The organism is Enterobacter cloacae complex sp. HYC074_NIDB, assembly GCF_056673345.1.
In genome coordinates, this window is sequence record NZ_CP114214.1 from 966,590 (window position 1) to 993,313 (window position 26,724).

A 26,724-nucleotide genomic window follows, 5' to 3' on the forward strand; every position below is an offset into this window, starting at 1 on the left:
ACGTCTTATGCGGCTTCAGGTTTGCGGTGCTTCTCCGGCAGCTTTACCGGCTGTGTCGCCAGCTCTTCCGGTTCGAAATCATCCACGTTAATACTGCGCAGACGGCTCTCTTCGGCTTTCACCAGGAGTGCGGCTTCGCTGTTGTCGATGATGCCGCCCGCCAGGGCCTGTTTTGCCAGCTCGTCCAGGCGGGTGAACGGCAGGTTTTTACCCAGCTGTTTGCAGATCTTCTGGTGAATCGGGTCGGCGGCCATCACGTCCAGCAGCGCCTCTTCCAGCAGGCCGACAGGGTTATGCGGGGTAGGGGCCAGATACTGGCCGCGGCCAATACGGGAGCGGGTTGCGCTCGGAACCTGAAGGATCTTCGCCACTTTATGATCCAGCTTGTCAGACGGCGCCAGGTAATGACGACCGGTCGGGAAGATCGCCACGCGCAGGGCACCTGCCACAAAGCGGTTCGGGAAGTTCGCCAGCAGGTCGTCAATAGCCTGTTCTGCCTGATACAGCGCATCCTGTACACCCCAGTGCACCAGCGGCAGATCCGCTTCCTGACGGCCTTCGTCGTCGTAGCGTTTTAGAACCGCAGAGGCCAGGAAGATCTGGCTCAGCACGTCGCCCAGACGGGCAGAGATGCGCTCGCGACGCTTCAGGCTTCCGCCAAGAACGGCCATCGAGACGTCAGACAGCAGGGCCAGGTTAGCGCTCAGGCGGTTCAGGTGCTGGTAATAACGTTTAGTCGCATCGCTGGTCGGCGTCGCGCTGGTGAGGCCGCGCGTCAGGCCGAGCCAGAAGCTGCGCACTTCATTGCTGCCCACGTGACCGATATGTTTGAACAGCAGCTTGTCAAAGGCATCCACGTCGTTATTCTGCGCGGCGGCCATCTCTTCCAGCACGTACGGATGGCAGCGAATGGCGCCCTGACCGAAGATCATCATGCTGCGGGTCAGGATGTTTGCCCCTTCAACGGTGATGGCAATCGGAGCGCCCTGATAGCTGCGTGCCAGGAAGTTGCCTTCACCGAGCATGATCCCTTTACCGCCTGCGATATCCATTGCATCAATAATTGACTGCTGTGCACGGTGGGTACAGTGGTATTTCACAATTGCCGACAGCACGGCGGGTTTTTCGCCCAGCATAATTCCGTAGGTAATCAGCGAGGCTGCGGCGTCCATCACGTAGGCATTGCCCGCAATACGCGCCAGCGGCTCTTCGATACCTTCCATCTTGCCGATGGAGATTTTGAACTGACGGCGGATATGCGCGTAAGCCCCAATCCCCATCGCCACCGATTTCAGACCGCCGGTTGAGTTCGACGGCAGGGTAATGCCGCGGCCCACAGACAGACATTCTACCAGCATACGCCAGCCCTGACCGGCCATTTTCGGGCCACCGATGATGTAATCAATCGGGACAAAGATATCCTGACCGCGGGTAGGACCGTTCTGGAACGGTACGTTCAGCGGGAAGTGACGGCGACCAATCTCAACACCTGGGGTCGAGGTTGGGATCAGCGCACAGGTAATGCCCAGATCTTCTTCACCGCCCAGCAGTTTTTCCGGGTCAGAGAGTTTGAACGCCAGGCCCAGCACCGTGGCGATAGGCGCGAGGGTGATATAACGTTTGTTCCAGGTCAGGCGCATGCCCAGCACCTGCTGGCCCTGCCACTCGCCCATGCAAACCACGCCGGTATCGGGGATCGCGCCGGCATCAGAGCCCGCCTCCGGGCTGGTCAGCGCGAAGCACGGAATTTCCTGGCCACGCGCCAGACGCGGCAGGTAGTGATCTTTCTGCTCTTCTGTACCGTAATGCTGTAACAGCTCGCCCGGGCCTAAGGAGTTTGGCACGCCAACGGTAATCGCCAGGATCCCGGAGACACCCGCCAGTTTTTGCAGCACGCGAGCCTGAGCGTAAGCGGAGAATTCCAGACCGCCATACTCTTTCTTAATGATCATCGCGAAGAAGCGATGCTCTTTCAGGTATGCCCACAGCTCAGGCGGCAGGTCGGCCATTTCGTGAGTGATGGCAAAGTCGTTTGCCATGCGGCACGCTTCTTCTACCGGACCATCAATAAAGGCCTGTTCTTCGGCGGTCAGACGCGGCTGTGGATAGTTGTGAAGCTTTTTCCAGTCCGGGTTGCCCTGGAACAGATCGCCTTCCCACCAGGTCGTACCGGCGTCAATCGCTTCTTTCTCTGTACGCGACATCGGCGGCATCACTTTACGGAATCCCCTGAACACCGGCACAGAGATCATCGACTTACGCATCGGCGTCAGGTTAAACGGTAGTAAAATGATGGCCAGGGGAACAAGAACCCAGATATTCCACAGGCCAGCGACGCCAAGTGCAGCCGTCCAGGCCAGAAGAATCAGGCTACTCAGGAATAAACTGACACGGTGATAGAACAACACACCGAGCAGTACAACGGTTGCGAGAATGCTCAAAATCATCATAAAGAAAAGCTCCCTTGCTTGTAGGAGGTCTGACCACTTGTGATGATATGGTTGTAGTTGATGTCATTTCCTTTAGCAATGTGTTTACAAAATAATTACAACCTGGTTCACATTGTTCGCGTTTTAGCCGGCACAAAAAATCAAAACGCCGGACGATTCGCATGGCTTTAGCTTCTCGCTTTTACTGCTATCCGGTACACTCCACTGTGTTATTTCATCAATACTGAAGGATTATCCTCATGTACCAGGATCTTATTCGTAACGAACTGAACGAAGCGGCGGAAACGCTGGCGAACTTTCTGAAAGATGATGCCAATATTCACGCTATTCAGCGCGCGGCGGTCCTGCTTGCTGACAGCTTCAAAGCCGGCGGTAAAGTGCTCTCCTGCGGTAACGGCGGTTCCCACTGTGACGCCATGCACTTCGCCGAGGAGCTGACCGGACGCTATCGCGAAAACCGTCCGGGCTACCCGGCGATTGCGATTTCCGACGTGAGCCACATCTCCTGTGTAGGCAACGACTTCGGTTACGACCACATCTTTTCCCGCTACGTTGAAGCCGTAGGCCGTGAAGGCGACGTGCTGCTGGGTATCTCCACGTCCGGTAACTCCGCTAACGTGATCAAAGCGATCGCCGCCGCGCGTGAGAAGGGCATGAAAGTGATCACCCTGACCGGGAAAGATGGCGGTAAGATGGACGGTACAGCGGACATTGAAATCCGCGTTCCACACTTCGGTTATGCCGATCGCGTTCAGGAAATTCACATCAAAGTGATCCACATCCTGATCCAATTGATCGAAAAAGAGATGGTTAAGTAAGACTTCGCTGGGGGGCGCCGGTGCCCCCCGCTGTTGTGGAGGTGATCTATGTGCGAACTGCTCGGGATGAGCGCCAATGTGCCAACCGATATCTGCTTTAGTTTTACCGGGCTGGTTCAGCGCGGTGGAGGAACCGGGCCGCATAAAGACGGCTGGGGCATTACCTTCTACGAAGGCAAAGGATGCCGCACGTTTAAAGATCCACAGCCCAGCTTTAACTCACCCATTGCCAGACTGGTGCAGGACTATCCTATTAAATCCTGTTCGGTGATCGCGCATATTCGCCAGGCCAATCGCGGCGAAGTGGCGCTGGAAAATACCCATCCGTTTACCCGTGAACTGTGGGGCCGTAACTGGACCTACGCGCACAACGGGCAGCTCTCGGGCTATAAATCACTGGAAACCGGCAATTTTCGTCCTGTCGGTGAAACGGACAGCGAAAAAGCATTTTGCTGGCTGCTGCACAAGCTGACCGAGCGCTATCCCCGTACGCCCGGCAACATGACCGCCGTTTTTAAGTACATAGCGTCACTGGCGTCTGAGTTACGCGCGAAGGGCGTCTTTAATATGCTGCTGTCTGACGGGCGCTACGTGATGGCGTTCTGCTCGACAAATCTGTTCTGGATCACCCGACGTGCGCCGTTTGGCGTCGCCACGCTGCTCGATCAGGATGTGGAAATTGATTTTCAGAAGGAGACCACACCGAACGATGTGGTCACTGTCATTGCAACGCAGCCACTGACGGGCAACGAAACCTGGCAAAAGATCATGCCAGGCGAGTGGGCGCTATTTTGTCTCGGGGACCGCGTAATTTGACGCCAGCTGCGGCTGAACCACTTCATGGCTGAGCGGTTTACTCACCACGTAACGGCCATTGACGATGGACACCACCGGCGGCTTATGGGTCTGCTCGAAGTAGTCATAGCCCGGTTTTAGCTGTTTCCAGAAATCTGTGTAAACAGAGTACTTATGGCGTGCCATGTTCGCATCCGTCATACGGAACGGATAGATGCTGACCTGAACATTCGGCTGACCGAAGACCAGTGCGCCCGTGACAAACTGGAAGATTTCATCAATGCCGGAATCCGTCATCGCATAACAGCCGACAGACACGCAGGCGCCGTGGATCATCAGGTATTTCCCTTCGTAACCGTGCGCACGGTCGAAGGCATTGGGGAAACCGATGTTAATCGCTTTATAGAAGCGGCTGTCCGGTTTTAGCTGATTACGCTGAACGTTGTAAAACCCTTCCGGACTTTTGAAGTCACCCTGCCGCTGTTTCGGCCCCAGCCCGCCAGAATAGTTACAGATTTTGTAGCTATCGAGCAGCTGATAAGTCTCGCCCATTTTGACAAACAGATCGAGTGTGCGCTCTTCCTTGAAGATTTGAATATAAACCGGGGATCCCATCAACTGCTGTTTATACTCTTTACTGATCGGCGTCGTTGAACTATTACTGCCAAGCAGCCCGGCAAACGACATGCACGGTATCAGAAGCATCGCAATGAACAATGCGATTTTACGCATACTACTGGTTCCTTGATAAAACAATGACCAACTTGCCAGAACGGCAAAAGACACCCGAAATCAGACTAATCTGGACAGGAGCGCTCACATTAGCACCGATGGAGATTTTCGCAAGAGCCAACCTTTGCGTTTACAAATTAGTTTTACTTTATAACCCATTCACATTGTCCTGACTCCAGGAACTTTGCGCAATAGCTCGCATTTCGGCGCGCCAGACGGCGGATTTGCTGCCCCTGGCAGGGCCGAAAATGGTACACTCCGGCCTCTCTGGATTGTTGTTCATGGATACCTGCTAACCACATGTTTAGAATCAGAAAAGGACTCGATCTGCCAATCTCTGGCGTGCCTGAACAGCACGTTACCACCGGCGCCAGTATTCATCATGTCGCCATTGTAGGTGATGATTACGTGGGCATGCGTCCTGCGATGCTGGTACAGGAAGGCGATCGCGTAATAAAAGGCCAGGCACTCTTCGAGGATAAAAAAAATCCTGGCGTTATGTTTACAGCCCCAGCCAGCGGCACCGTTGTTGCCATCCATCGTGGTGAGCGTCGCGTCCTGCAATCGGTTGTTATTCAAATTGAAGGTGATGAGAAACGCGAATTTGCGCGTTTTGACGCCGCCGATCTCGCCACCCTCAGCCACGACGTGGTGCAGACGCAACTGCTGGAGTCGGGACTGTGGACGGCGCTTCGCACGCGGCCCTATAGCAAAACGCCCGTGCCAGGCACTGTGCCGGCCGCTATCTTCGTTACGGCCATCGACACCAACCCGCTCAGCGCAGATCCGCAGCCTCTTATCCTGGCGGAACGAAAAGCTTTCGATGCCGGCCTCACCGTGTTAACACGCCTGACGCCGGGCAAAGTGCATGTCTGCCAGGCCAGCGGCGGTAAGCTGGGCGGTCATCCGCAAGGGCAGGTGGCCTTTAATGAATTTGCCGGCCCGCATCCGGCGGGACTGGTGGGAACGCATATTCATTTCCTGGAGCCGGTAAGCCTGACGAAACAGGTCTGGCATCTTAATTATCAGGACGTGATCGCTATCGGTAAGCTGTTCACCACGGGTGAGCTGTGCGCAGAACGCATTATTGCCATCGGCGGCCCTCAGGCAACCCAACCGCGTCTGGTTCGCACGCTGCTTGGGGCTGACCTGACGGCGCTGTTGGCTGGCGAAACGAAAGAGGGTGAAAACCGTATTATTTCCGGTTCGGTGCTGAGCGGCAGGCACGCGACAGGCCCGATGGCCTGGCTGGGTCGTTTCCATCTTCAGGTGAGTGTGGTGCTTGAAGGACGCGAGAAAGAGCTGTTCGGCTGGGTACTGCCTGGCGCAGAAAAATACTCGGTAACCCGCACCACGCTCGGCCACTTCCTGCGTCATAAGCTGTTTAACTTCTCCACCAGCACCAACGGCGGTGAGCGCGCCATGGTTCCGATTGGCAACTACGAACGCGTGATGCCGCTGGATATTCTGCCCACCGTGCTGCTGCGGGATCTCCTGGCCGGTGATACCGACGGTGCCCAGGCGCTGGGCTGTCTGGAGCTGGACGAAGAAGATCTGGCGCTGTGTACCTATGTGTGTCCAGGTAAATACGAATATGGACCCGTATTGCGCGAGGTGTTAACCCGCATTGAGCAGGAAGGATAAACATGGGCTTAAAACACCTCTTTGAAAAAATTGAGCCGCACTTTACCGAAGGGAAGCTCAAAAAGTACTACCCGCTGTATGAAGCGACAACGACCATTTTCTACACGCCGGGTCTGGTAACGAAAGGCGCGGCGCACGTTCGCGACGCCATCGACCTCAAGCGAATGATGATTCTGGTCTGGTTTGCGGTCTTCCCGGCCATGTTCTGGGGGATGTATAACGTTGGGTTGCAAACTATTCCGGCGCTGCACCATATGTATGATGCAGAGCAGCTGGCGCAGGTGATTCAGTCTGACTGGCACTATCGTCTGGCACAGTCGCTGGGGGTGAGCTTTGCGGCAGATGCCGGCTGGATCAGCATGATGACGCTGGGCGCTGTCTTCTTCCTCCCCATCTATATGACTGTCTTTATCGTGGGCGGTTTCTGGGAGGTGCTGTTCGCCATTATTCGCAAACATGAGATCAACGAGGGCTTCTTTGTTACCTCTATTCTGTTTGCGCTGATTGTTCCGCCAACGCTGCCGCTCTGGCAGGCGGCGATGGGGATCAGCTTTGGCGTGGTGATTGCCAAGGAGATCTTCGGCGGGACCGGACGCAACTTCCTCAACCCGGCGCTGGCAGGACGCGCGTTCCTGTTCTTTGCTTATCCGGCGCAAATCTCGGGCGACCTGGTGTGGACGGCAGCAGACGGATTCTCCGGCGCGACGCCACTTTCACAGTGGGCGGCTGGCGGCGGCGAAACGCTGGTCAATAATGCAACCGGACAGCCTGTCACCTGGTTTGATGCGTTTATCGGCAATATTCCAGGCTCCATCGGTGAAGTGTCTACCCTGATGATTTTGATCGGCGGGGCTATCATCCTCTTTGGCCGCGTGGCGTCCTGGCGCATTGTCGCTGGCGTCATGCTCGGGATGGTACTCACCGCCACGCTTTTCAACTTCATTGGTTCAGACACAAACCCGATGTTCTCCATGCCGTGGTACTGGCACCTTGTGCTGGGAGGCTTTGCGTTTGGCATGATGTTCATGGCCACCGATCCGGTCTCGGCTTCGTTTACCGACAGAGGTAAATGGTGTTACGGCGCGCTCATTGGGGTGATGTGTGTACTGATTCGCGTGGTCAACCCGGCTTATCCGGAAGGGATGATGTTGGCCATTCTGTTTGCCAATCTGTTTGCGCCGCTGTTCGACTACCTGGTCGTGCGCGCCAACATTAAGCGGAGGAAGGCGCGTGGCTGAGATCAAAAATAACGACAGCATCAGCAAAACGCTGCTGGTGGTGCTGGTACTGTGTCTGGTTTGTTCCATTGTCGTGGCCGGTTCTGCCGTAGGGTTGAAACCGCTACAGCAGGAGCAACGTGCGCTGGATAAACAGCGTAACATCCTGGCCGTTGCCGGGCTGATGCAGGAAGGCATGACGAAGGATGACGTCGCAGCGGTGTTTGCCGAACGTATTACCGCACGGCTGGTGGATTTAAAAACCGGGGAGTTAATGGATAAAGACCCGGCGAAATACAACCAGGCGCTGGCGCTAAAAGATCCGCAAATGAGCACCACGCTTGACGCCTCGCAGGATCCGGCAGGCATTAAGCGCCGCAGCAATGTCGCGGAGATTTACCTCGTCCGTGACGAGCAAAAACGCATTCAGAAAATCGTGTTGCCCATCTATGGCAACGGTTTATGGTCAATGATGTACGCCTTTGTGGCGCTGGATACCGACGGCCGTACGGTTAAAGGCATTACTTATTACGATCAGGGCGAAACGCCGGGGCTGGGGGGCGAAGTTGAGAACCCTAACTGGCGGGCACAGTTTGTTGGTAAAAAAGTGCTCGACGACAACGGCCAGCCTGCGCTGAAGGTGGTAAAAGGGGGCGCGCGTCCCGGCGATGAATTTGCCGTTGATGGCCTTTCCGGCGCCACGCTCACCTCAAACGGTGTGCAGCACAGCTTTGATTTCTGGATGGGTGAACTGGGCTTTGGTCCCTTCCTGAAGAATGTACGTGAAGGAGCGCTGAATAATGGCTGATACGGGTGAACTGAAAGAAGTTAAAAAGGTGCTGATTGGCCCGCTGTTAGCCAATAACCCGATAACGCTTCAGGTGCTGGGGGTGTGCTCGGCGCTGGCGGTCACCACCAAGCTGGAAACGGCGGTGGTCATGACGCTGGCGGTAACGCTGGTGACAGCGTTTTCCAGCATGTTTATCTCAATGATCCGCCACCACATACCCAACAGCGTAAGGATCATCGTGCAGATGGCGATCATCGCCTCGCTGGTGATCGTGGTCGATCAGCTCCTGCGCGCCTTCGCCTATGAAACCTCGAAGCAGCTTTCGGTGTTTGTCGGCCTGATTATCACCAACTGTATCGTGATGGGGCGTGCTGAAGCCTATGCGATGAAAATGCCGCCGCTGGCGAGCTTTATGGACGGTATCGGCAACGGCCTGGGTTACGGCGTAATCCTGTTGACGGTTGGTTTCCTGCGCGAACTTATTGGCAGCGGCAAGCTGTTTGGCATTCCGGTGTTGGATACGGTACAGAACGGCGGCTGGTATCTGCCGAACGGCCTGTTCCTGCTGGCCCCAAGCGCATTTTTCATTATCGGTTTGCTGATCTGGCTGATTCGTACGTTGAAGCCTGAACAGCAGGAAAAGGAGTAACCGACAATGGCTCATTACCTGAGTTTATTTGTGCGCGCGGTGTTTGTTGAAAACATGGCGCTCGCTTTCTTCCTGGGCATGTGTACGTTCCTTGCCGTTTCTAAAAAGGTATCGACGGCATTTGGTCTGGGCGTGGCAGTTACCGTTGTGCTGGGGCTTTCCGTTCCGATTAACAACCTGGTATTCAACTTCGTGCTGCGCGATGGCGCGCTGGTGGAGGGGGTTGATCTTAGCTTCCTGAACTTCATCACCTTTATCGGAGTGATTGCGGCGCTTGTTCAGGTCCTGGAGATGATCCTCGATAAATACTTCCCGTCGCTGTACAACGCGCTGGGGATCTTCCTGCCGCTGATCGCCGTGAACTGCGCCATTTTTGGCGGTGTTTCCTTTATGGTTCAGCGTGATTACAACTTCAGTGAATCGGTTGTGTATGGCTTCGGTTCCGGTATCGGCTGGATGCTGGCGATTGTTACCATGGCGGGGATCCGTGAAAAAATGAAATATGCCAACGTACCTGCGGGGCTTCGTGGCTTAGGGATCACCTTTATCACCACCGGCCTGATGGCGTTGGGCTTTATGTCCTTCTCCGGTGTGCAGCTATAAGGGCTAACAAATGGAAATTATTCTTGGCGTGGTGATGTTCACGCTGATAGTACTGGTGCTGTCAGGGCTGATCCTGGCGGCGCGTGCGAAGCTGGTCAATTCCGGGGATGTGATCATTGATATCAATGACGATCCGCAGAATCAGATCCGTACCCCGGCAGGGGATAAGCTGCTTAACACGCTCTCCGGCAACGGGATTTTTGTCTCGTCTGCCTGTGGCGGCGGTGGCTCCTGTGGCCAGTGCCGTGTGACGGTGAAAGAGGGCGGCGGTGATATTCTGCCAACGGAACTGTCGCATATTACGAAGCGTGAAGCGAAAGAGGGATGCCGTCTGGCGTGCCAGGTCGCTGTGCGCCAGAACATGAAGATTGAGCTGCCGGAGGAGATCTTCGGCGTGAAAAAATGGGAGTGCGAAGTTATCTCTAACGATAACAAAGCCACGTTCATTAAAGAGCTCAAGCTGCGTGTCCCTGAAGGGGAGAGCGTCCCGTTCCGTGCGGGTGGGTATATCCAGATTGAATGTCCGGCACACACCGTCGCGTATGCTGACTTCGACGTGCCCGAAGAGTACCGGGCCGACTGGGATAAATTTAACCTCTTCCGCTTTGTTTCCGAGGTAAAAGAGCCCGCGCTCCGCGCCTATTCCATGGCTAACTACCCGGAAGAGAAGGGCATTATTATGCTCAACGTGCGTATCGCCACGCCGCCACCGAATGTGCCTGATGCCCCCCCTGGCGTCATGTCATCCTATATCTGGTCCCTCAAGCCTGGCGACAAAGTGACGATTTCCGGCCCGTTCGGCGAATTCTTTGCCAAAGATACTGACGCGGAGATGGTCTTTATCGGCGGCGGAGCGGGTATGGCGCCGATGCGTTCGCATATCTTTGACCAGCTCAAACGACTTGGCAGCAAGCGCAAGATCAGCTTCTGGTACGGAGCGCGTTCACTGCGCGAAATGTTCTATGACGATGAGTTTGAACAACTGGCACGTGATAACCCTAACTTTACCTTCCATGTGGCGTTATCCGATCCGCAGCCGGAAGATAATTGGACAGGCTATACGGGCTTCATCCACAACGTGCTGTATGAAAATTACCTCAAACAGCACCCGGCACCGGAAGACTGCGAGTTCTATATGTGTGGTCCACCAATGATGAACGCGGCCGTGATTAAGATGCTAAAAGATCTTGGCGTGGAAGATGAGAACATCATGCTCGATGATTTCGGAGGCTGATTATGCTGACCTTTCTGGCGACCTTTGCGGTGTTTGTGCTGGTGATCTTCGGCATGTCCTTAGGCTGGATCATCAAGCGTAAAAGCATTCAGGGCAGTTGCGGAGGCATCTCTTCCATCGGAATGGAAAAAGTGTGCGATTGTCCGGAACCGTGCGATGCGCGGAAAAAGCGGATGGCTCGCGAGCAGCAACGCATTATTTAGTCTTCCTGGTCGGGTAAGGCAACGCCGCCACCCGACAATTCCCATGCACACTTCTCAACCCTCATTTGTTTACTGTATACTTATCCAGTAACGAGTGAGGGCTTACTATGCGCAAAATAATCCATGTCGATATGGACTGCTTTTTTGCCGCAGTGGAGATGCGTGACAACCCGGCGCTGCGGGATATTCCCATTGCCATTGGCGGCAGCCGGGTACAGCGCGGTGTCATCAGCACCGCCAACTATCCTGCTCGCAAATACGGCGTGCGCAGCGCCATGCCGACAGCGATGGCGCTGAAACTGTGCCCGCATCTCACTCTTTTGCCCGGACGTTTTGATGCCTATAAAGAAGCATCGAGCCACATTCGGGAGATCTTTTCCCGCTACACTTCACTTATCGAACCGTTATCGCTGGATGAAGCCTATCTTGATGTCACCCACAGCGTGCACTGCCACGGCTCCGCCACCCTGATGGCGCAGGAGATCCGCCAGACTATTTTTAACGAGCTGAACCTGACGGCATCGGCGGGTGTCGCGCCGGTCAAATTTCTCGCCAAAATCGCCTCCGATTTAAATAAGCCCAACGGCCAGTACGTTATCACTCCGGAAGAGGTTTCGGCGTTTTTAAAGACGCTGCCGCTCAGCAAAATCCCCGGAGTGGGCAAAGTCTCCGCCGCGAAGCTGGAAAGTATGGGGCTACGCACCTGCGAAGACGTTCAGCGCAGCGATCTGGCGCTGCTGCTTAAGCGTTTTGGCAAGTTTGGCCGCGTACTGTGGGAACGCAGTCAGGGCATTGATGACCGGGATGTGAACAACGAACGGCTGCGTAAATCGGTCGGCGTTGAACGCACGCTGAGCGAAGATATCCATGACTGGACCGAATGTGAAACCATTATTACGGAACAACTCTATCCTGAACTTGAACGACGCTTACTGAAGGTCAAACCGGATCTGCTTATTGCCCGGCAGGGCATCAAACTGAAATTTAACGATTTTCAGCAGACGACGCAGGAACACGTCTGGCCACGCCTCAACAAAGAGGATCTTATCGCGACGGCAAAAAAGGCATGGGAAGAACGGCGGGGCGGGCGAGGGGTGAGGCTGGTGGGGCTGCACGTCACCTTGCTGGATCCGCAGCTGGAGCGTCAGCTGGTGTTGGGGCTGTAGATTACGCTAATTGTAGGCCCGGTAAGCGTAGCGCCACCGGGCAACAGACGACGAATTACTTCGCAGGGATTGCTTTCAGCAGCTCAGTCAGCAGCGTCCAGTAGTGACCGACGCTTTCAATATGAACCTGTTCATCCGGGGAGTGTGGACCCGTGATGGTCGGCCCAATGGAGACCATGTCCATATCCGGATACGGTTTCTTGAACAGACCACACTCCAGACCCGCGTGAATAACCTGAATGTTCGGGGTGCTGTTGAACAGTCGCTGATAAGTTTCACGCACCAGTGCCATGACCGGAGAACTTGCATCCGGCTGCCAGCCCGGGTAGCTGCCTTTTGCAGACGTTTTCGCGCCCGCCAGGGTACCCAGAGATTCCAGCATGCTCACAACGTACTCTTTTCCGCTGTCGATCAGGGAACGGATCAGGCAGATGATCTCTGCGCTGTCGTCACCCATGGTCACCACGCCCACGTTCAGGGAGGTTTCCACCACGCCTTTCGCCACGTCAGAGTTGCGAATAACGCCGTTTGGCGTTGCGTTCAGCAGCTGGACAAACGTGTCACGAGACTGTGCGGTCAGCGCGGCTTTATCCGTCGTAACGGACTCCAGCACCACCGTCAGGTTTTTCTCTTTTGCAGACAGTTCGTTTTTCAGGATCTCCAGATACACGCTTGAGAGTTTTTTCAGTTCGTCCGCTTTCGACGCAGGCACTGCCAAGGTAGCGAAGGCTTCGCGAGGGATCGCGTTACGCAGAGTACCGCCGTTGAAGTCCACCAGACGCAGATCCAGTTCAGCGGCATGGCCCGCCAGGAAACGCGCCAGCAGTTTGTTGGCGTTGCCCAGGCCCAGGTGAATATCACCGCCGGAGTGACCGCCTTTCAGCCCTTTCAGCGTCAGCTTAAAGGTCTCGAATCCGGCAGGGATCGCTTCGCGGGACAGCGGCAGGGTAGAGATAAAATCGATCCCGCCCGCGCAGCCCATGTAGATCTCACCTTCTTCTTCGGAGTCGGTGTTGATCAGAATGTCCGCTTGCAGCCAGTTTGCCTGGAGACCGAACGCGCCATCCATGCCCGCTTCTTCAGTCATGGTCAGCAGCACTTCCAGCGGACCGTGTTCAACGCTGTCGTCAGCCAGCACGGCCAGCGCGGAAGCCATACCAATGCCGTTATCTGCGCCCAGGGTCGTGCCCCGCGCCTTCACCCACTCGCCGTCGATGTACGGCTGAATCGGGTCTTTTGTGAAGTCGTGAACGGTGTCGTTGTTTTTCTGCGGAACCATGTCCAGGTGCGCCTGCAATACCACTGGCTTACGGTTTTCCATACCTGCGGTGGCAGGTTTGCGGATAAGAATATTGCCAACCTGGTCGCGTTCAGCGTGCAGACCTTTTTCCTTTGCCCAGCCCATAATATGTTCGGCAAGCTGTTCTTCGTGATAGGAAGGGTGCGGAATGGAGCAGATTTTGGCAAAAATATCCCACAGCGGCTGTGGAGATAATTGAGACAGTTCAGACACGATAGGTCTCCTTGTCGTTGCGCTGCAAAACAATGTTGCAGGTCACAGGGTTAGCAGGTTAATCGTTACCACAAGTCAGGCTTGCGAGATGCAACTGAGAATACCACTTTCTCCCGTGGCTGGTAGCATTAAGCATGTAAAAACTCAGGCTCATGGCGCGTAACACTGGTTTTTAGTGCGTCAGATCTCTATAATCTCGCGCAACCTGGTTCACCCTCATTTTTTTTAAGCCGTATATAAACAGGCTGGGACACTTCACATGAGCGAAAAATACGTCGTCACCTGGGACATGTTGCAGATTCACGCACGCAAACTGGCTGCGCGTCTGATGCCTTCCGAACAGTGGAAAGGCATTATTGCCGTCAGCCGTGGCGGTCTGGTACCGGGGGCGCTGCTGGCACGTGAGCTGGGTATTCGTCATGTCGATACCGTCTGTATCTCCAGCTACGATCACGACAACCAGCGCGAACTGAAAGTGCTGAAACGCGCGGAAGGCGACGGTGAAGGCTTTATCGTTATCGACGATCTGGTGGATACCGGCGGTACTGCGGTGGCTATCCGCGAAATGTATCCAAAAGCGCACTTCGTCACTATCTTCGCGAAACCAGCGGGTCGCCCACTGGTTGATGATTACGTCATTGATATCCCGCAGGATACCTGGATTGAACAGCCATGGGATATGGGCGTGGTCTTCGTACCGCCTATCTCTGGCCGTTAATTTCAGTACGTAACTTTACACGCCCGGTTATGCCGGGCGTTGTTCTTTTTACCCTGCCACGCGTTACAATGGTCTTCATATGACGTATCCATGGAGGCAACGCAATGACGCAGGCGAATCTCACCGAAACTCTCTTCAAACCCCGTTTCAAGCACCCTGAAACGTCGACGCTGGTGCGTCGGTTTAATCCGGGGACAATGCCTGCCGTTCAGTCAGCGTTAGACGGTAAAAACGTGCCCCACTGGTATCGAATGATTAACCGCCTGATGTGGATCTGGCGCGGCATCGATCCGCGTGAAATCCTCGACGTGCAGGCGCGTATCGTGATGAGCGAGTCCGAGCGTACCGACAGCGATCTCTACGATACGGTAGTGGGCTACCGTGGTGGAAACTGGATCTACGAATGGTCAAAGCAGGCCATGCTCTGGCAGCAAAAAGCGAGCCAGGAAGAAGATGCCACTCTCAGCGGCAAGCACTGGCTGCATGCGGCAAACCTTTACAGCATCGCTGCATATCCGCATCTTAAAGGCGACGAACTGGCAGAGCAGGCGCAGGCGCTGGCAAACCGGGCTTATGAAGAGGCTGCGCAGCGGTTGCCTGGCCGGATGCGTGAAATTGAGTTCGCCATTCCCGGCGGCAGCCCGGTGACCGGATTCCTGCATATGCCGGAGGGGGAAGGGCCGTTCCCGACGGTTCTGATGTGCGGTGGACTGGACTCGTTACAAATTGACTATTACAGCCTGTATGAGCGCTACTTTGCCCCAAACGGAATCGCCATGCTGACGCTTGATATGCCTTCCATTGGTTTTTCATCCAAATGGAAACTTACGCAAGACTCCAGCCTGCTGCACCAGCATGCATTAAAAGCGCTGGAGAATATCCCCTGGGTTGATCACACCCGGGTTGGCGCGTTTGGCTTCCGCTTCGGCGCTAACGTCGCGGTACGGCTTGCCTACCTTGAATCTTCACGCCTGAAGGCCGTCGCCTGTCTTGGTCCGGTGGTGCATGCTCTGTTAAGCGATCCTGCGCGTCAGGGTAGCGTTCCTGAGATGTATCTGGACGTACTGGCGAGCCGACTTGGCATGCATGATGCTTCAGACGAAGCGTTGCGCATTGAACTTAATCGTTATTCATTAAAAACGCAGGGCTTACTCGGCCGCCGCTGCCCAACCCCGATGATGTCCGGTTTCTGGAAGAACGATCCGTTTAGCCCGGAAGAGGAGTCACGCTTAATCACGTCGTCATCTTCTGATGGTAAATTGCTGGAGGTGCCCTTCAGCCCGGTGTACCAGAATTTTGACAAAGCGCTGAAAGAGATCACACGCTGGATCACGCAGAGATTGTGTTAATAGTTTGCTAAATTTCGTTGGTTTGGTAAAACAGTGCTTCACAAAAGGAGATCGCAATGACGTTACCGAGTGGACACCCGAAAAGTAGACTGATTAAGAAGTTCATGGCTCTTGGCCCGTATATTCGAGAAGAGCAGTGTGAAGAGAATCGCTTTTTTTTCGACTGCCTGGCTGTTTGCGTCAACGTGAAGCCTGCACCCGAAAAACGTGAGTTCTGGGGCTGGTGGATGGAAATGGAAGCACAGGAAAACCGTTTTACCTATACCTATCAGTTTGGCCTGTTTAATAAAGACGGGCACTGGCAGGCGACGAGCATCAAAGATCAGGAAGTGATCGATCGCCTGGAGCATACGCTAAAAGAATTTCACGGCAGAGCTCGCGACCTGCTGGCAACATTGGATCTGAAGCTGGAGCCTGCGGACGATTTTTCCAGCGAAGCGGTGAAACTGAGAGCCTGATGATGTCCCAGCGCCGGGTGGCGGCTACGCCTTACTCGGTCTGAAAAATGTACTATCCCGTACGCCCGGTAAGCACAGCGTCACCGGGCACAAAAAAACCGGCTCAGCGCCGGTTTATTTATTACCACAACATCAGAACTGGTAGGTCATGCCCAGCGCAACGATATCATCGCTGCTTACGCCCAGTTTATTATCGTCATCAATCTGGTTGATCTTATAATCAACAAACGCAGACATATTTTTGTTGAAATAATATGTCGCACCTACGTCGATGTATTTCACGATATCTTCATCGCCGATACCTTCGATATCTTTGCCTTTAGACTGCACGTAACCCAGAGATGGACGCAGACCAAAGTCAAACTGATATTGCGCGACTACTTCGAAGTTTTGCGCTTTATTTGCAAAGCCACCGGAAATAGGGGCCATATTGCGGGTTTCGGAATAGATAGTGGCCAGATAAATATCATTGGCATCATATTTCAAACCGGTTGCCCAGCCTTCTGCTTTTTTACCTTCGCCGCGTGCCTGAAGGTTTTGCTCGTTGGTGCGGTCGGAGCTGGCATACGCACCAATCACAGAAAAATCGCTGCCGCCGAAGTCATAGCTCAGGGAGGTACCGAAGCCGTCACCGTTTTGCTTCTTCACGTCGCGGTTTTCATTTTTGCCCTGGTATTGCAGGGTCATATTCAGGCCGTCAACCAGGCCAAAGAAATCGGTATTACGGTATGTGGCCAGACCGGAGGCGCGTTTCGTCATGAAGTTATCGGTCTGAGCCAGGCCGTCACCGCCGAACTCCGGGAACATATCGGTGTATGCGGCGACGTCATACAGCGCGCCCAGGTTACGGCCATAATCCAGTGAGCCGAAGTCTTTCAGTTTCAGCCCGGCAAATGCCAGACGTGTTTTTTGAGAAGAGTCGCTTTCAGCTTTGTTACCCGCGAACTCAGCTTCCCAACGTCCGTAGCCCGTCAGCTGATCGTTAATCTGCGTTTCACCCTTAAAGCCGAAACGAACATAAGTCTGGTCACCATCCTTAGCGTCATCATCACTGATGTAGTGCATTGCTTTTACTTTGCCGTACACGTCCAGTTTATTCCCGTTTTTATTATAAACTTCTGCTGCCTGAACAGATGCGGAAGCAACTACGCCCATTACCACTAATGCCAGAGTGCTCTTTTTCATTTTCAATCCTGATTTTATAAAAACGCGCTAATATTCGCTGAGTAATAAGATTCGGCTTATTACCCCGTGAAAAACAGGAAGGGTTTTATCGTTCGTGGGTGAAAGTTTTATGACAAAGTAAGAATATGTCTAAAAAAGTATGTTTTAATTTTTCGGTAATAAAATTGTCAAAATCTGCCGCTACGCTTCCTGATCCCGCGCAACAAAGTGACGGGTCATGCGCTAAGGCAGTTGGCAACGGGGCTGACACCTGTTAAAACGTCTGACTGACATCATTTTCCCTTATTGTTGAACGGCAGAGAATCATGAGTGACAGCCAGACGCTGGTGGTAAAACTCGGTACCAGTGTGTTAACAGGCGGATCGCGCCGCCTGAATCGTGCCCATATCGTTGAGCTTGTACGTCAGTGCGCTCAGTTGCATGCCGCAGGGCATCGTATTGTAATTGTGACATCCGGGGCGATTGCCGCCGGGCGTGAACACCTGGGCTACCCCGAACTCCCCGCGACGATCGCTTCCAAACAGCTGCTGGCCGCCGTGGGACAAAGCCGACTCATACAGCTCTGGGAACAACTGTTCTCCATCTACGGCATTCACGTCGGGCAGATGCTGCTGACGCGTGCGGATATGGAAGACAGAGAACGTTTCCTGAATGCCCGCGATACGCTGCGCGCGCTGCTGGATAACCATATCGTTCCGGTCATTAACGAAAACGACGCTGTTGCCACCGCTGAAATCAAAGTGGGCGACAACGATAACCTCTCTGCGCTGGCGGCGATCCTGGCAGGGGCCGATAAGCTGCTGCTTCTGACCGATCAGCAGGGGCTGTTTACCGCTGATCCGCGCTCTAATCCACAGGCTGAACTGATCAAAGACGTTCACGGCATTGACGATGCGCTGCGCGCCATCGCGGGTGACAGCGTTTCTGGTCTGGGGACCGGCGGTATGGGCACCAAGCTCCAGGCCGCGGACGTGGCGTGCCGGGCCGGCATCGACACCATCATCGCCGCGGGCAGCCGTCCGGGCGTGATAGGTGATGTGATGGAAGGCATCTCTGTAGGCACTCGCTTCCACGCCCAGGCGTCCCCGCTGGAAAACCGCAAACGCTGGATCTTTGGCGCGCCCCCGGCTGGCGAACTGACCGTGGATGAAGGCGCGACCGCCGCTATTCTGGAAAGAGGAAGCTCGTTACTTCCAAAAGGAATTAAAAGCGTGACAGGCAACTTCTCGCGTGGTGAAGTGATCCGAATCCGTAACCTTGAAGGTCGCGACATCGCTCATGGCGTAAGTCGTTATAACAGCGACGCGCTGCGTCGGATTGCTGGTCACCATTCCCAGCAGATCGACGCCATCCTGGGCTATGAATATGGCCCGGTTGCCGTGCATCGTGACGACATGATTATTCGTTAAGGAGCCAGAACATGCTGGAACAAATGGGCGCAGCCGCGAAAGCCGCCTCGTATAAACTGGCGCTCCTTTCCAGCCGCGAGAAAAACCGCGTGCTGGAAAAAATCGCTGATTATCTGGAATCTCAGTCGCAGGAAATTTTGCTCGCCAACGAGCAGGATCTGCTGGAAGCGCGTCGCAACGGCTTGAGCGAAGCGATGCTCGACCGTCTGGCGCTGACCCCGGCGCGTCTGAAAGGTATTGCCGACGACGTCCGTCAGGTGTGCAACCTCGCCGACCCGGTAGGGCAGGTGATTGACGGTGGGGTGCTCGACAGCGGGTTACGCCTTGAACGTCGTCGCGTGCCGCTTGGCGTCATTGGGGTGATTTACGAAGCGCGTCCAAACGTGACGGTGGATGTCGCCTCCCTGTGCCTGAAGACCGGTAACGCCGCGATCCTGCGTGGCGGGAAAGAGACCTGGCGCACCAACGCCGCGACGGTAAACGTCATCCAGCAGGCGCTGGAGGAGTGTGGTTTACCGGCGGGTGCCGTGCAGGCGATTGAAAGCCCCGACCGTGCTCTGGTTAACGAGATGCTGCGCATGGACAAATACATCGACATGCTCATCCCACGCGGCGGTGCGGGCCTGCACAAGCTGTGCCGCGAGCAATCTACCATTCCGGTGATCACCGGTGGTATTGGCGTATGCCATATCGTGGTGGATGACACCGCGGAGGTAGAACCTGCGCTGAAGATTATCGTCAACGCTAAAACCCAGCGTCCAAGCACCTGTAATACGGTAGAAACGCTGCTGGTGCATCAGGGCATCGCCAGTACCTTCCTGCCAGCGCTGAGCAAGCAGATGGCGGAAAGTGGCGTCACGCTGCATGCGGACGAGAGCGCTTTCGCCCTGCTGAAAGACGGTCCGGCGAAGGTCGTTCCGGTTAATGCGGAGCAGTACGACGATGAGTATTTGTCGCTGGATCTGAACGTGAAGGTAGTTGCGGATCTCGATGACGCTATTGCGCACATTCGTGAACACGGAACCCAGCATTCTGACGCGATCCTGACGCGCACCCTGCGCAATGCCGATCGGTTTGTGAATGAAGTGGATTCGTCTGCGGTTTACGTCAATGCCTCGACGCGCTTTACCGATGGCGGCCAGTTTGGTCTGGGCGCGGAGGTGGCGGTGAGCACACAGAAGCTGCACGCCCGCGGTCCGATGGGGCTGGAAGCGCTGACCACCTACAAGTGGATCGGCTTTGGTGATGATACCATTCGTGCGTAAATAATCGCGGGTGATGCAAAAATAGCCGTTTGATTCAAAAGGGCATTGACGCATCACCCGGTTAGATCTACTCTTTTGCCCCGTGGTTACGCTCGTAACCGGCCTTGCAGGGCCGATATAGCTCAGTTGGTAGAGCAGCGCATTCGTAATGCGAAGGTCGTAGGTTCGACTCCTATTATCGGCACCATCTAAATCAATAAGTTATGTAAAGGCTCCCTCTTTGTTTACATCATGATTTTTTGCGTGTAACTGCATGTGTAAGTAATTTTCGCCAACGTTTATCTACAGTGATGCTCTGCCATTTTTTTCGAGTTAGCTGGTTTTGTTGCATGCTAAACCGTTGTCACCGACAACGAGAAGTGAATGGAAAGTCTGAAAGTGAGGTAAAACCCGAAGAAAATCGGGGTGTGACAACAGATTACGTAGCTGTGTCTCTGGGACAAAAAGCGCAGGATTGAATGTGACCGTATGAATATCACCCAGCGTGAAAACCGATATATGTCCTTCATGTTCACCGGTCAGGTACCAGCAGCCATCGCTGCACACCAGTCGATAGGGGGCCAGACCTGTGCAACGATGACCTTCTGCCAGTAACGTAACCCGACGGTGTTCAGTGATGGCGCGAATCAGTCGCGTAAAAACTTCACTCCGTGCCTGTGTTCTGGCGTTGGTGCTGTGCCAGATAAGGCAGGGAGATTCGTTGGCACTCAATAGTGAGTTGACCAGCTGGTTGTCTATCTCCGGAAAAAGCGCCTCCACACCGGACTGACGGACGAAGGTCTGCACCGTCAGCTCCCTCTGACGGCTGCCGGATAGCAGACGACATTGCCCGTTACGGAACTCCAGGTCGAGATAGGCCAGACGCTCGCGAAAATCCCGACGCAATGTGCGCACTGACACGCCAAATTCGGCGGCCAGTGTCTGTATGGCCAGCGTTTCACCCGCCACAAGACGGCTGATAATCAGCGACAGGCGGACCGCAAGGCGCTCATGGCGGCGCTCAGACTGAGACATGAGAGGCGTTCCCCATCCTGTTAATGGACTGAAAATTAAGTGATTAGTGTAACGAGAGGGCCGGACAGGATACGGACAGCGGAAGCGGTATTTTTTCTGCAGGATGAATGCAATCAGAATGCGGCTTCATAGTCTTTTTGAGGAAAAACTGCCTGGAAATCAATCAGCGAACGGACAGGAGGTGTCCGCATAAAGCCGGAGTTAACATCCGTTTGCCTCAAATCCGGAGAGCATCGCTTCCGCCATCACCCATAGAGCCCGGTTAAGCTTCACATCACCGTCGATACCGCGCACGGCACGGGTATGCGTTCGTCCGCCTTTCGCACTCCGTCCACTGAGCCCGCCCTTAATCAGGTTCTCCTGAATACGCTGGTATGTGGTCCACAGATCATTGCTCTCATCCTGCCAGCGGCGTGGTGTTAAAGATCAACGCGGGATATTGAAATATTCCGCGGCAGCAGCAGGGATTGCCGCAGCGGGATTAATACTTATTTATATTAGCTATCTGTCGATGGGGGCGCATAGTCCTGTGGCCGCAGCGACAAACGGGCTTGAGATCATCAGCCATTATGTGGCGACAGTATTTGGCGCATATGGCCGGAACCTGCTGGCGGTAATTATTACCCTGGCGTGTCTGGTGACATCGATTGGGCTAACCACAGGTACCGCGCGCTATTTTAGCCATGCGACGGGTTTATCCTACGGCATGCTGGTGGCCAGTACCCTTATCGCCTCGGCGGCGATATCCGTGCTGGGATTAAACTCCCTTATTGCGTTCGCGGTGCCGGTCCTCTGTGCCATCTATCCCGCGGCGTTAGTGGTGGTGCTGCTGGGTATTGTCCGCAAGTGGGTTTCAATCTCCGACAACGTATACCGGGTGATTTTCTACAGTGCTTTAGTGCTTGGCGTGTTTAGCCTGTTCGCGAAAAGCTGAAAGGGGATAACGGCGGGAATGTCTGACAGGAACGGCTGAGTAGAGTAAGGAGACAAAAAAGCCCGCAGGGCTCATGCCGTGCGGGCTTCCGTCATCTCCCCAACGCCTGAAGAAGGGCGAGGCGACAAAACTGTTACACCTGCCCAACCGCCTCTCTGGCAAACGCCGCCTTCAGCAGCCCCTCCAGCTTCTCCTGATCCTGGGCAAACAGGCGAATACCTTCTGCGAGCTTGTCCACCGCCATAGGATCCTGATTATGTAGCCAGTTAAACTCCGACTCCGAGAGCGGTGAAGGGGCTTCCTGGGCAATCACCGGCGGCTTCAGCATCGTTGGCAGCTCGCCATCGCGCGTTGCCAGCTCGTCGAGCAGCACCGGGGAAATGGTTAAACGGTCGCAGCCTGCCAGCGCCAGCACTTGTTCCACCTTACGGAAGCTGGCCCCCATAATGACCGTCGGGTAACGATGCTGCTTGTAATAGTCATAGATCCGACGGACAGAGACCACTCCCGGGTCTTGCTGGGGATCGTCGCTGGTCAGTAGGTTGCGGTCGCGATACCAGTCGTAAATACGCCCGACAAACGGGGAAATCAGCCACACGCCCGCTTCGGCGCATGCACGGGCCTGTGCGAAGGAGAAGAGCAGCGTCAGGTTACAGTGGATCCCCTCGAGCTCCAGCTCTTCCGCCGCCTTGATGCCCTGCCAGGTAGAGGCAAGCTTAATCAGCACGCGGGAACGGTCAACACCCTGATGCTCGTACAGGCGAATAAGCTTGCGCGCTTTCGCCACGCACAGCCCCCGGTCGTAGGAGAGACGGGCATCCACCTCGGTGGAGACTTTGCCGGGAACCTGACTTAGCAGTGCCACGCCGATGTTCACTGCCAGATGATCGCTGGCATTGATCAACTGTGTTTCCTGCGAGCCGCCCTGCTGGCGGGCCAGCGAGACGGCTTGCTCGATCAGTGGCTGGTAGATCGGCTGCGCTGCTGCTTTCAAAATCAACGACGGATTGGTGGTGGCATCTTCAGGGTGATGCTCGCGGATAGCGTTCATGTCACCGCTATCCGCCACCACCGTTGTCACTGCTTTAAGTTTCTCTAACAGAGTCATCGCGGCAAACCCTTATCACTGTGCGTTGTGGGTGTGAACCTTGTTTTCGTAGTAGGCGATACGCTCAACTTTTGACGCCGAACGGCCCGCTTCAAATTCTGCATCCAGCCAGCTGTCGACGATGGTTAATGCCAGCTCGCTGCCGATAACGCGGGCACCGAGAGTCATTATCTGCGCGTTGTTGCTCTTGCGGGCGCGGGAGGCGGAGTAGACATCATGACACTGGGCAGCGCGGATCCCCGGCACTTTATTGGCGACGATCGCCATCCCGATCCCGGTGCCGCACAGCAGTATCCCGCGTTCAAATTGCCCCTCGCGAATAGACGAGGCGAGGTTAAAGGCGATGTCCGGGTACATTTGATCGTTGCCGGCAACGTCGTGGCTGAAGTCCACGACCTCGATCCCTTTTTCCTGCAGATAGGTTTTCACCTGATTTTTCAGAGTGGTAGCCGCATCATCGGCTCCGATAGCAACTTTTAACATGGTTTTTCCTCGCAGATGAGTGCATAGCGTTGTGGTGATGAACTAAAGATCACATAATGTTCTTATGTTCATTTATTATTAGCCTGGTGAAGGCGAATAAAAAAGGACCTAGTGGGAAAGATGCATGACTATTGCCGAAATTATGAGAGAGCTCACAGTTTCGTCGGGGCTGCATTTGTTTTGTACCATTGAACTGGTAGTGTTCATTTGATGGCCGTAGAGCGGTCGTAAACAGGCTGGTCATTCGGGGGGAATATGAGTGGAAATGTGATTGTCGGTATTAGCCATAAGGCCTACTTTGGCTATCAGCAAACGCAGCAATGGTGCGAGGCGGTGGCAGCTATGCTCCGACAGCCAGCTCTGGCCCGTGCGCCGGTTGAGCTGTTTACCTTCCCCGCGATGCCCACCCTGCCTGTTGCGCTGTGTGCCTTTGCCGATACCCGCATGGCCACCGGGGCGCAGAACGTCTGCGAAGCGCCTGCCGGTGCCTGGACCGGGGAAACCAGCGCCAGCCTGCTACAGGAGATGGGCTGCCGGTACGTGGAAATCGGTCACGCCGAGCGCCGCCGTCACTTTGGCGAAACGGTCGCGGTGATTAACCGTAAAATTGACATGGCTTTCGCCAACGGGCTGACGCCGGTTATCTGTATTGGCGAAGAGCAGCGGATGAGCGCCAGCGAAGCGGCTGCCTTTGCTCTGGAGCAGGCGCAGGCGTTGCTTGCACACCGCCCGCTACCGCTGGCGTCGCTGATTTTTGCCTGGGAGCCGCAGTGGGCCATCGGCGCGGCGGAGCCCGCTAGCGATAACTTTATTCGCTACGTCTGCCGCACGCTGCGCGATGCGCTGCATCAGCGCTTTGGCCAGCAGTGCCGGGTTATCTACGGCGGTAGCGCCGGGCCGGGTCTGCTCACTCGACTGTGGCCGGACGCCGACGGTATTTTCCTTGGTCGCTTTTCCCATCAGCCGCAGGCGGTAGCCACTATTCTGGATGAAGCGCTCGCGCTGACAGCACGTGTGCGCGGTTAAAAATGTGTTTCTGATATACTGACCGACACTAACCTATAGCTCTGGAGAATCATATCGCATGGATAAACCCACTGTGTCGCAGGAGTACGAGTTACTTACCGAAATCGCGGTTGCTTACTATTGTGATGAAGTGACGCAGGAGGAGATTGCGAATAAGTTTGGTTTTTCCCGCATCAAGGTCGGGCGGCTACTGAAGCGGGCGAAGGAGGAAGGGATCGTTGAAATCAACGTGCGCTACCACCCTATCTTCAGCACCCAACTGGAAAAGCAACTGACCGAACGTTTTCCCGTCAGCCGGGCGCTTATCGCCCTTGACTATGCCGATGAGAGTGAGCAGCGTCGTCAGGTGGCCTCGCTGGTCTCAAGCTATCTCAATAACGTGCTTAAAGATAACGTGACGCTGGCGGTTGGGCAGGGGCGCAACGTGGCGGCAGTGGCCGAAAACTCGGGTGCGATCTCACCGCGTGACTGCCGTTTTATCTGCGGCATTGGCGGTACACATCGACCTGGGGACGTGATTAACGCCGACCATATTAGCCGTTTGCTGGCTCGCAAGTTTGGTGGCAGCAGCGAGTCGTTATACGCACCAGCCTACGTGGAAAACCCGCAGCTGAGAGATCTGCTGCTGCAAAACGGTACCATCAAAGATACCCTCGATCGGGCGCGGAAAGCGGATATTGCGCTGGTGGGTATTGGCGATATGAATGAAGATAGCTACATGGTGAAGCTGGGCTGGTTTACCCCGCAGGAGATCAGTAATGCTGGTCTGCATCAGGGCGTGATTGGCGACATTGCGGGCTATGACTTCTTCAACGCCCGCGGTGAGCATGTGAATACGGTGATGGATAACCGGGTGATTGGCCTGAACATTGATGAGCTACGGCAGATCCCCTGCGTCATTGCGATTGCCTCGGAGAACACCAAGGCGATGGCGATTATGGGCGCACTGCGTACCGGGGCGATTGATATTATCGCCACCAGCGCCCGAAACATTCGTACGGTATTAAGCCTCAGCCAGTAGGGGCCGCGCGGTTTGCTCGTCGGTAATTAATCCGCTGAGCAGGCCGCTTGCCAGCACCGCCTTCGTTGCCGCCACTTTACTCTGACCGCCCACCAGCGCGACGATATTTTCCCGACGACGCGCATCAAGGGTTACCGCCAGGGTTCTCGCCGTCAGGCTGTTGGTGATGCGCTGCCCACGAGCGTCAAAGAAGTGACCCAGCATCTCACCTATCGCCCCTGCGGCGGATATGTCGTTAATCTCCTGCACCGCAATCAGCCCGGCTTCCACCAGTTGCGCCGCCGGTTCGACTGTGCCGATACCCACCAGTTTTACCGTACTGCCCGCTGCCATACTGAAGACTTCACTTACGCCGCGCTGGGAGAGCAGGACTTCGCGGTCTTCCACGGTATTGGCAAAGAAAGGCACCGGCATCATATAGGCCTGCGCCCCGGTTTTTTCGGCAATACGGTGCATGACATCGTGCGGATTCAGCGCGTAGTTGCGTGTCAGACAGCCCAGCAGCGAAACAAAGCGGGCATGGGAGGCGTCAAGGTGCGGAAGCTGATGGATGGCGGCGGAAAGCGTGCGGCCGTGGCCAATGCCGATGGTGATATCCGGATTATTGCTCAACAGGTTGCGCAGGTACTCCGCTCCGGCGAGGCCCAGCGCGCGCAACGGCAGTCCCTCTTCGGCAAGGTCCGGGGTGACGCGGCAAAAATTCAGGCCGAAGCGCGCGCAGAGGCGCGACTCCAGCTCCACGCAGGCAACAATATCGCCATCGATGGTGACTTTTACTGCCCCTTCCGCCACGGCGCGGGCAATCAGGCGGTGGGTTTTCACGGAGGGCAGGCCAAGACGTTTGGCGACGGCGGCCTGGGTCAGGCCGCCTACGTAGTGGAGCCAGGCGGCACGCAGGCCGAGCGACTCCTCGCTGTCGGGAACGAGAGGTTTTTTCATG

At 55.2% G+C, this 26,724-nt stretch carries 26 protein-coding genes, 1 tRNA gene and 1 pseudogene; 19 read left to right on the forward strand and 9 right to left on the reverse strand.

The features are described from left to right. Positions 1 to 5 precede the first annotated feature (5 nt). Complete coding sequence (fadE, locus tag O1724_RS04630) at positions 6 to 2,450, reverse strand: acyl-CoA dehydrogenase FadE (RefSeq protein WP_063855849.1); 2,445 nt, start codon at positions 2,448 to 2,450, stop codon at positions 6 to 8. A 239-nt stretch (positions 2,451 to 2,689) separates the two neighbouring features. Between fadE and lpcA the strand changes: the two genes are divergently transcribed. Continuing rightward, a complete protein-coding gene (lpcA, locus tag O1724_RS04635) occupies positions 2,690 to 3,268 on the forward strand; it encodes a D-sedoheptulose 7-phosphate isomerase (RefSeq protein WP_003863232.1) in 579 nt (192 codons plus the stop codon). Between the two features lie 48 nt (positions 3,269 to 3,316). Further along, positions 3,317 to 4,084, forward strand: coding sequence for a class II glutamine amidotransferase (locus O1724_RS04640; RefSeq protein WP_003863229.1), 768 nt, complete (start codon positions 3,317 to 3,319; stop codon positions 4,082 to 4,084). Here the strand turns inward: O1724_RS04640 and dpaA are convergent. Next, positions 4,055 to 4,795 carry a peptidoglycan meso-diaminopimelic acid protein amidase gene (dpaA, locus tag O1724_RS04645; RefSeq protein WP_023315473.1) on the reverse strand — a complete coding sequence of 247 codons (741 nt, stop codon included), beginning with the start codon at positions 4,793 to 4,795 and terminating at the stop codon, positions 4,055 to 4,057. The genes O1724_RS04640 and dpaA overlap by 30 nt on opposite strands. A gap of 300 nt (positions 4,796 to 5,095) precedes the next feature. Here dpaA and O1724_RS04650 point away from each other — a divergent pair, with 300 nt between their 5' ends. From O1724_RS04650 to dinB, 8 genes are all read left to right on the forward strand, one after another. Then, entirely contained in the window at positions 5,096 to 6,439 is a 1,344-nt protein-coding gene (locus O1724_RS04650) for a Na(+)-translocating NADH-quinone reductase subunit A (protein ID WP_032608602.1), read from the forward strand. Between the two features lie 2 nt (positions 6,440 to 6,441). Next, on the forward strand, positions 6,442 to 7,677 hold the full coding sequence (locus tag O1724_RS04655) for an NADH:ubiquinone reductase (Na(+)-transporting) subunit B (protein WP_022647143.1): 1,236 nt from the start codon (positions 6,442 to 6,444) through the stop codon (positions 7,675 to 7,677). Next, a complete protein-coding gene (locus O1724_RS04660) occupies positions 7,670 to 8,464 on the forward strand; it encodes a Na(+)-translocating NADH-quinone reductase subunit C (RefSeq protein ID WP_003863221.1) in 795 nt (264 codons plus the stop codon). Before O1724_RS04655 ends, O1724_RS04660 begins: the two co-directional genes overlap by 8 nt. After that, positions 8,457 to 9,095: an NADH:ubiquinone reductase (Na(+)-transporting) subunit D gene (locus tag O1724_RS04665; RefSeq protein ID WP_003863219.1), complete on the forward strand. Its 639-nt coding sequence runs from the start codon at positions 8,457 to 8,459 to the stop codon at positions 9,093 to 9,095. The genes O1724_RS04660 and O1724_RS04665 overlap by 8 nt, the downstream gene beginning before the upstream one ends. A 6-nt stretch (positions 9,096 to 9,101) precedes the next feature. Beyond that, complete coding sequence (nqrE, locus tag O1724_RS04670; protein ID WP_045337366.1) at positions 9,102 to 9,698, forward strand: NADH:ubiquinone reductase (Na(+)-transporting) subunit E; 597 nt, start codon at positions 9,102 to 9,104, stop codon at positions 9,696 to 9,698. A 10-nt stretch (positions 9,699 to 9,708) separates the two neighbouring features. Continuing rightward, on the forward strand, positions 9,709 to 10,932 hold the full coding sequence (nqrF, locus tag O1724_RS04675) for an NADH:ubiquinone reductase (Na(+)-transporting) subunit F (RefSeq protein WP_023315477.1): 1,224 nt from the start codon (positions 9,709 to 9,711) through the stop codon (positions 10,930 to 10,932). A gap of 2 nt (positions 10,933 to 10,934) precedes the next feature. After that, positions 10,935 to 11,135: a (Na+)-NQR maturation NqrM gene (gene nqrM, locus O1724_RS04680; RefSeq protein ID WP_003863212.1), complete on the forward strand. Its 201-nt coding sequence runs from the start codon at positions 10,935 to 10,937 to the stop codon at positions 11,133 to 11,135. A gap of 107 nt (positions 11,136 to 11,242) precedes the next feature. Beyond that, on the forward strand, positions 11,243 to 12,301 hold the full coding sequence (gene dinB, locus O1724_RS04685; RefSeq protein ID WP_003863209.1) for a DNA polymerase IV: 1,059 nt from the start codon (positions 11,243 to 11,245) through the stop codon (positions 12,299 to 12,301). A gap of 55 nt (positions 12,302 to 12,356) precedes the next feature. Here dinB and pepD read toward each other — a convergent pair whose 3' ends face one another. Beyond that, a complete protein-coding gene (pepD, locus tag O1724_RS04690; protein ID WP_003863206.1) occupies positions 12,357 to 13,814 on the reverse strand; it encodes a cytosol nonspecific dipeptidase in 1,458 nt (485 codons plus the stop codon). A gap of 259 nt (positions 13,815 to 14,073) precedes the next feature. Between pepD and gpt the strand changes: the two genes are divergently transcribed. From gpt to crl, 3 genes are all read left to right on the forward strand, one after another. Continuing rightward, complete coding sequence (gene gpt / locus O1724_RS04695) at positions 14,074 to 14,532, forward strand: xanthine phosphoribosyltransferase (protein WP_003863205.1); 459 nt, start codon at positions 14,074 to 14,076, stop codon at positions 14,530 to 14,532. Between the two features lie 104 nt (positions 14,533 to 14,636). Beyond that, the gene (gene frsA / locus O1724_RS04700; RefSeq protein ID WP_023295967.1) at positions 14,637 to 15,881 is read left to right on the forward strand and encodes an esterase FrsA; all 1,245 of its coding nucleotides are present in this window, start codon (positions 14,637 to 14,639) and stop codon (positions 15,879 to 15,881) included. Positions 15,882 to 15,937: 56 nt separating this feature from the next. Then, a complete protein-coding gene (gene crl, locus O1724_RS04705) occupies positions 15,938 to 16,339 on the forward strand; it encodes a sigma factor-binding protein Crl (protein WP_003863201.1) in 402 nt (133 codons plus the stop codon). Positions 16,340 to 16,471: 132 nt separating this feature from the next. On the opposite strand, the gene phoE is transcribed toward crl, so the two are convergent. Beyond that, a complete protein-coding gene (gene phoE / locus O1724_RS04710; protein WP_003863199.1) occupies positions 16,472 to 17,524 on the reverse strand; it encodes a phosphoporin PhoE in 1,053 nt (350 codons plus the stop codon). A 305-nt stretch (positions 17,525 to 17,829) separates the two neighbouring features. On the opposite strand from phoE, the gene proB reads away from it, so the two are divergent. The 3 genes from proB to O1724_RS04725 all read left to right on the forward strand — a co-directional run bounded on the left by proB (position 17,830) and on the right by O1724_RS04725 (position 20,385). Then, positions 17,830 to 18,933 (forward strand): glutamate 5-kinase, encoded by a 1,104-nt coding sequence (gene proB, locus O1724_RS04715; protein WP_015571369.1) that lies wholly within the window; start codon positions 17,830 to 17,832, stop codon positions 18,931 to 18,933. A gap of 11 nt (positions 18,934 to 18,944) precedes the next feature. Further along, the gene (gene proA / locus O1724_RS04720) at positions 18,945 to 20,198 is read left to right on the forward strand and encodes a glutamate-5-semialdehyde dehydrogenase (protein WP_023324201.1); all 1,254 of its coding nucleotides are present in this window, start codon (positions 18,945 to 18,947) and stop codon (positions 20,196 to 20,198) included. 111 nt (positions 20,199 to 20,309) lie between these two features. Further along, a tRNA-Thr gene (locus O1724_RS04725) sits at positions 20,310 to 20,385 on the forward strand. Positions 20,386 to 20,510: 125 nt separating this feature from the next. On the opposite strand, the gene O1724_RS04730 is transcribed toward O1724_RS04725, so the two are convergent. After that, positions 20,511 to 21,212 (reverse strand): WYL domain-containing protein, encoded by a 702-nt coding sequence (locus tag O1724_RS04730; protein WP_006809993.1) that lies wholly within the window; start codon positions 21,210 to 21,212, stop codon positions 20,511 to 20,513. Positions 21,213 to 21,413: 201 nt separating this feature from the next. After that, a pseudogene (locus O1724_RS04735) lies at positions 21,414 to 21,635 on the reverse strand (DUF932 domain-containing protein); the annotation flags it as partial. Positions 21,636 to 21,651: 16 nt separating this feature from the next. Between O1724_RS04735 and O1724_RS04740 the strand changes: the two are divergent. Then, positions 21,652 to 22,146 carry a branched-chain amino acid transport system II carrier protein gene (locus O1724_RS04740; RefSeq protein WP_006809992.1) on the forward strand — a complete coding sequence of 165 codons (495 nt, stop codon included), beginning with the start codon at positions 21,652 to 21,654 and terminating at the stop codon, positions 22,144 to 22,146. Between the two features lie 133 nt (positions 22,147 to 22,279). Here the strand turns inward: O1724_RS04740 and tal are convergent, their stop codons facing one another. Together tal and rpiB are read right to left on the reverse strand one after the other, a co-directional pair. Continuing rightward, entirely contained in the window at positions 22,280 to 23,254 is a 975-nt protein-coding gene (gene tal / locus O1724_RS04745) for a transaldolase (RefSeq protein WP_001581440.1), read from the reverse strand. A 15-nt stretch (positions 23,255 to 23,269) separates the two neighbouring features. Then, positions 23,270 to 23,737, reverse strand: coding sequence for a ribose 5-phosphate isomerase B (gene rpiB, locus O1724_RS04750; protein ID WP_001581441.1), 468 nt, complete (start codon positions 23,735 to 23,737; stop codon positions 23,270 to 23,272). A 255-nt stretch (positions 23,738 to 23,992) separates the two neighbouring features. On the opposite strand from rpiB, the gene O1724_RS04755 reads away from it, so the two are divergent. Continuing rightward, positions 23,993 to 24,763 (forward strand): triose-phosphate isomerase family protein, encoded by a 771-nt coding sequence (locus tag O1724_RS04755; RefSeq protein WP_001581442.1) that lies wholly within the window; start codon positions 23,993 to 23,995, stop codon positions 24,761 to 24,763. Between the two features lie 58 nt (positions 24,764 to 24,821). Next, positions 24,822 to 25,784 (forward strand): sugar-binding transcriptional regulator, encoded by a 963-nt coding sequence (locus tag O1724_RS04760; protein ID WP_001581443.1) that lies wholly within the window; start codon positions 24,822 to 24,824, stop codon positions 25,782 to 25,784. On the opposite strand, the gene O1724_RS04765 is transcribed toward O1724_RS04760, so the two are convergent. Continuing rightward, positions 25,767 to 26,723, reverse strand: a complete 957-nt coding sequence (locus O1724_RS04765) for a sugar-binding transcriptional regulator (protein ID WP_001581444.1) — start codon at positions 26,721 to 26,723, stop codon at positions 25,767 to 25,769. The genes O1724_RS04760 and O1724_RS04765 overlap by 18 nt on opposite strands. Position 26,724 lies beyond the last annotated feature (1 nt).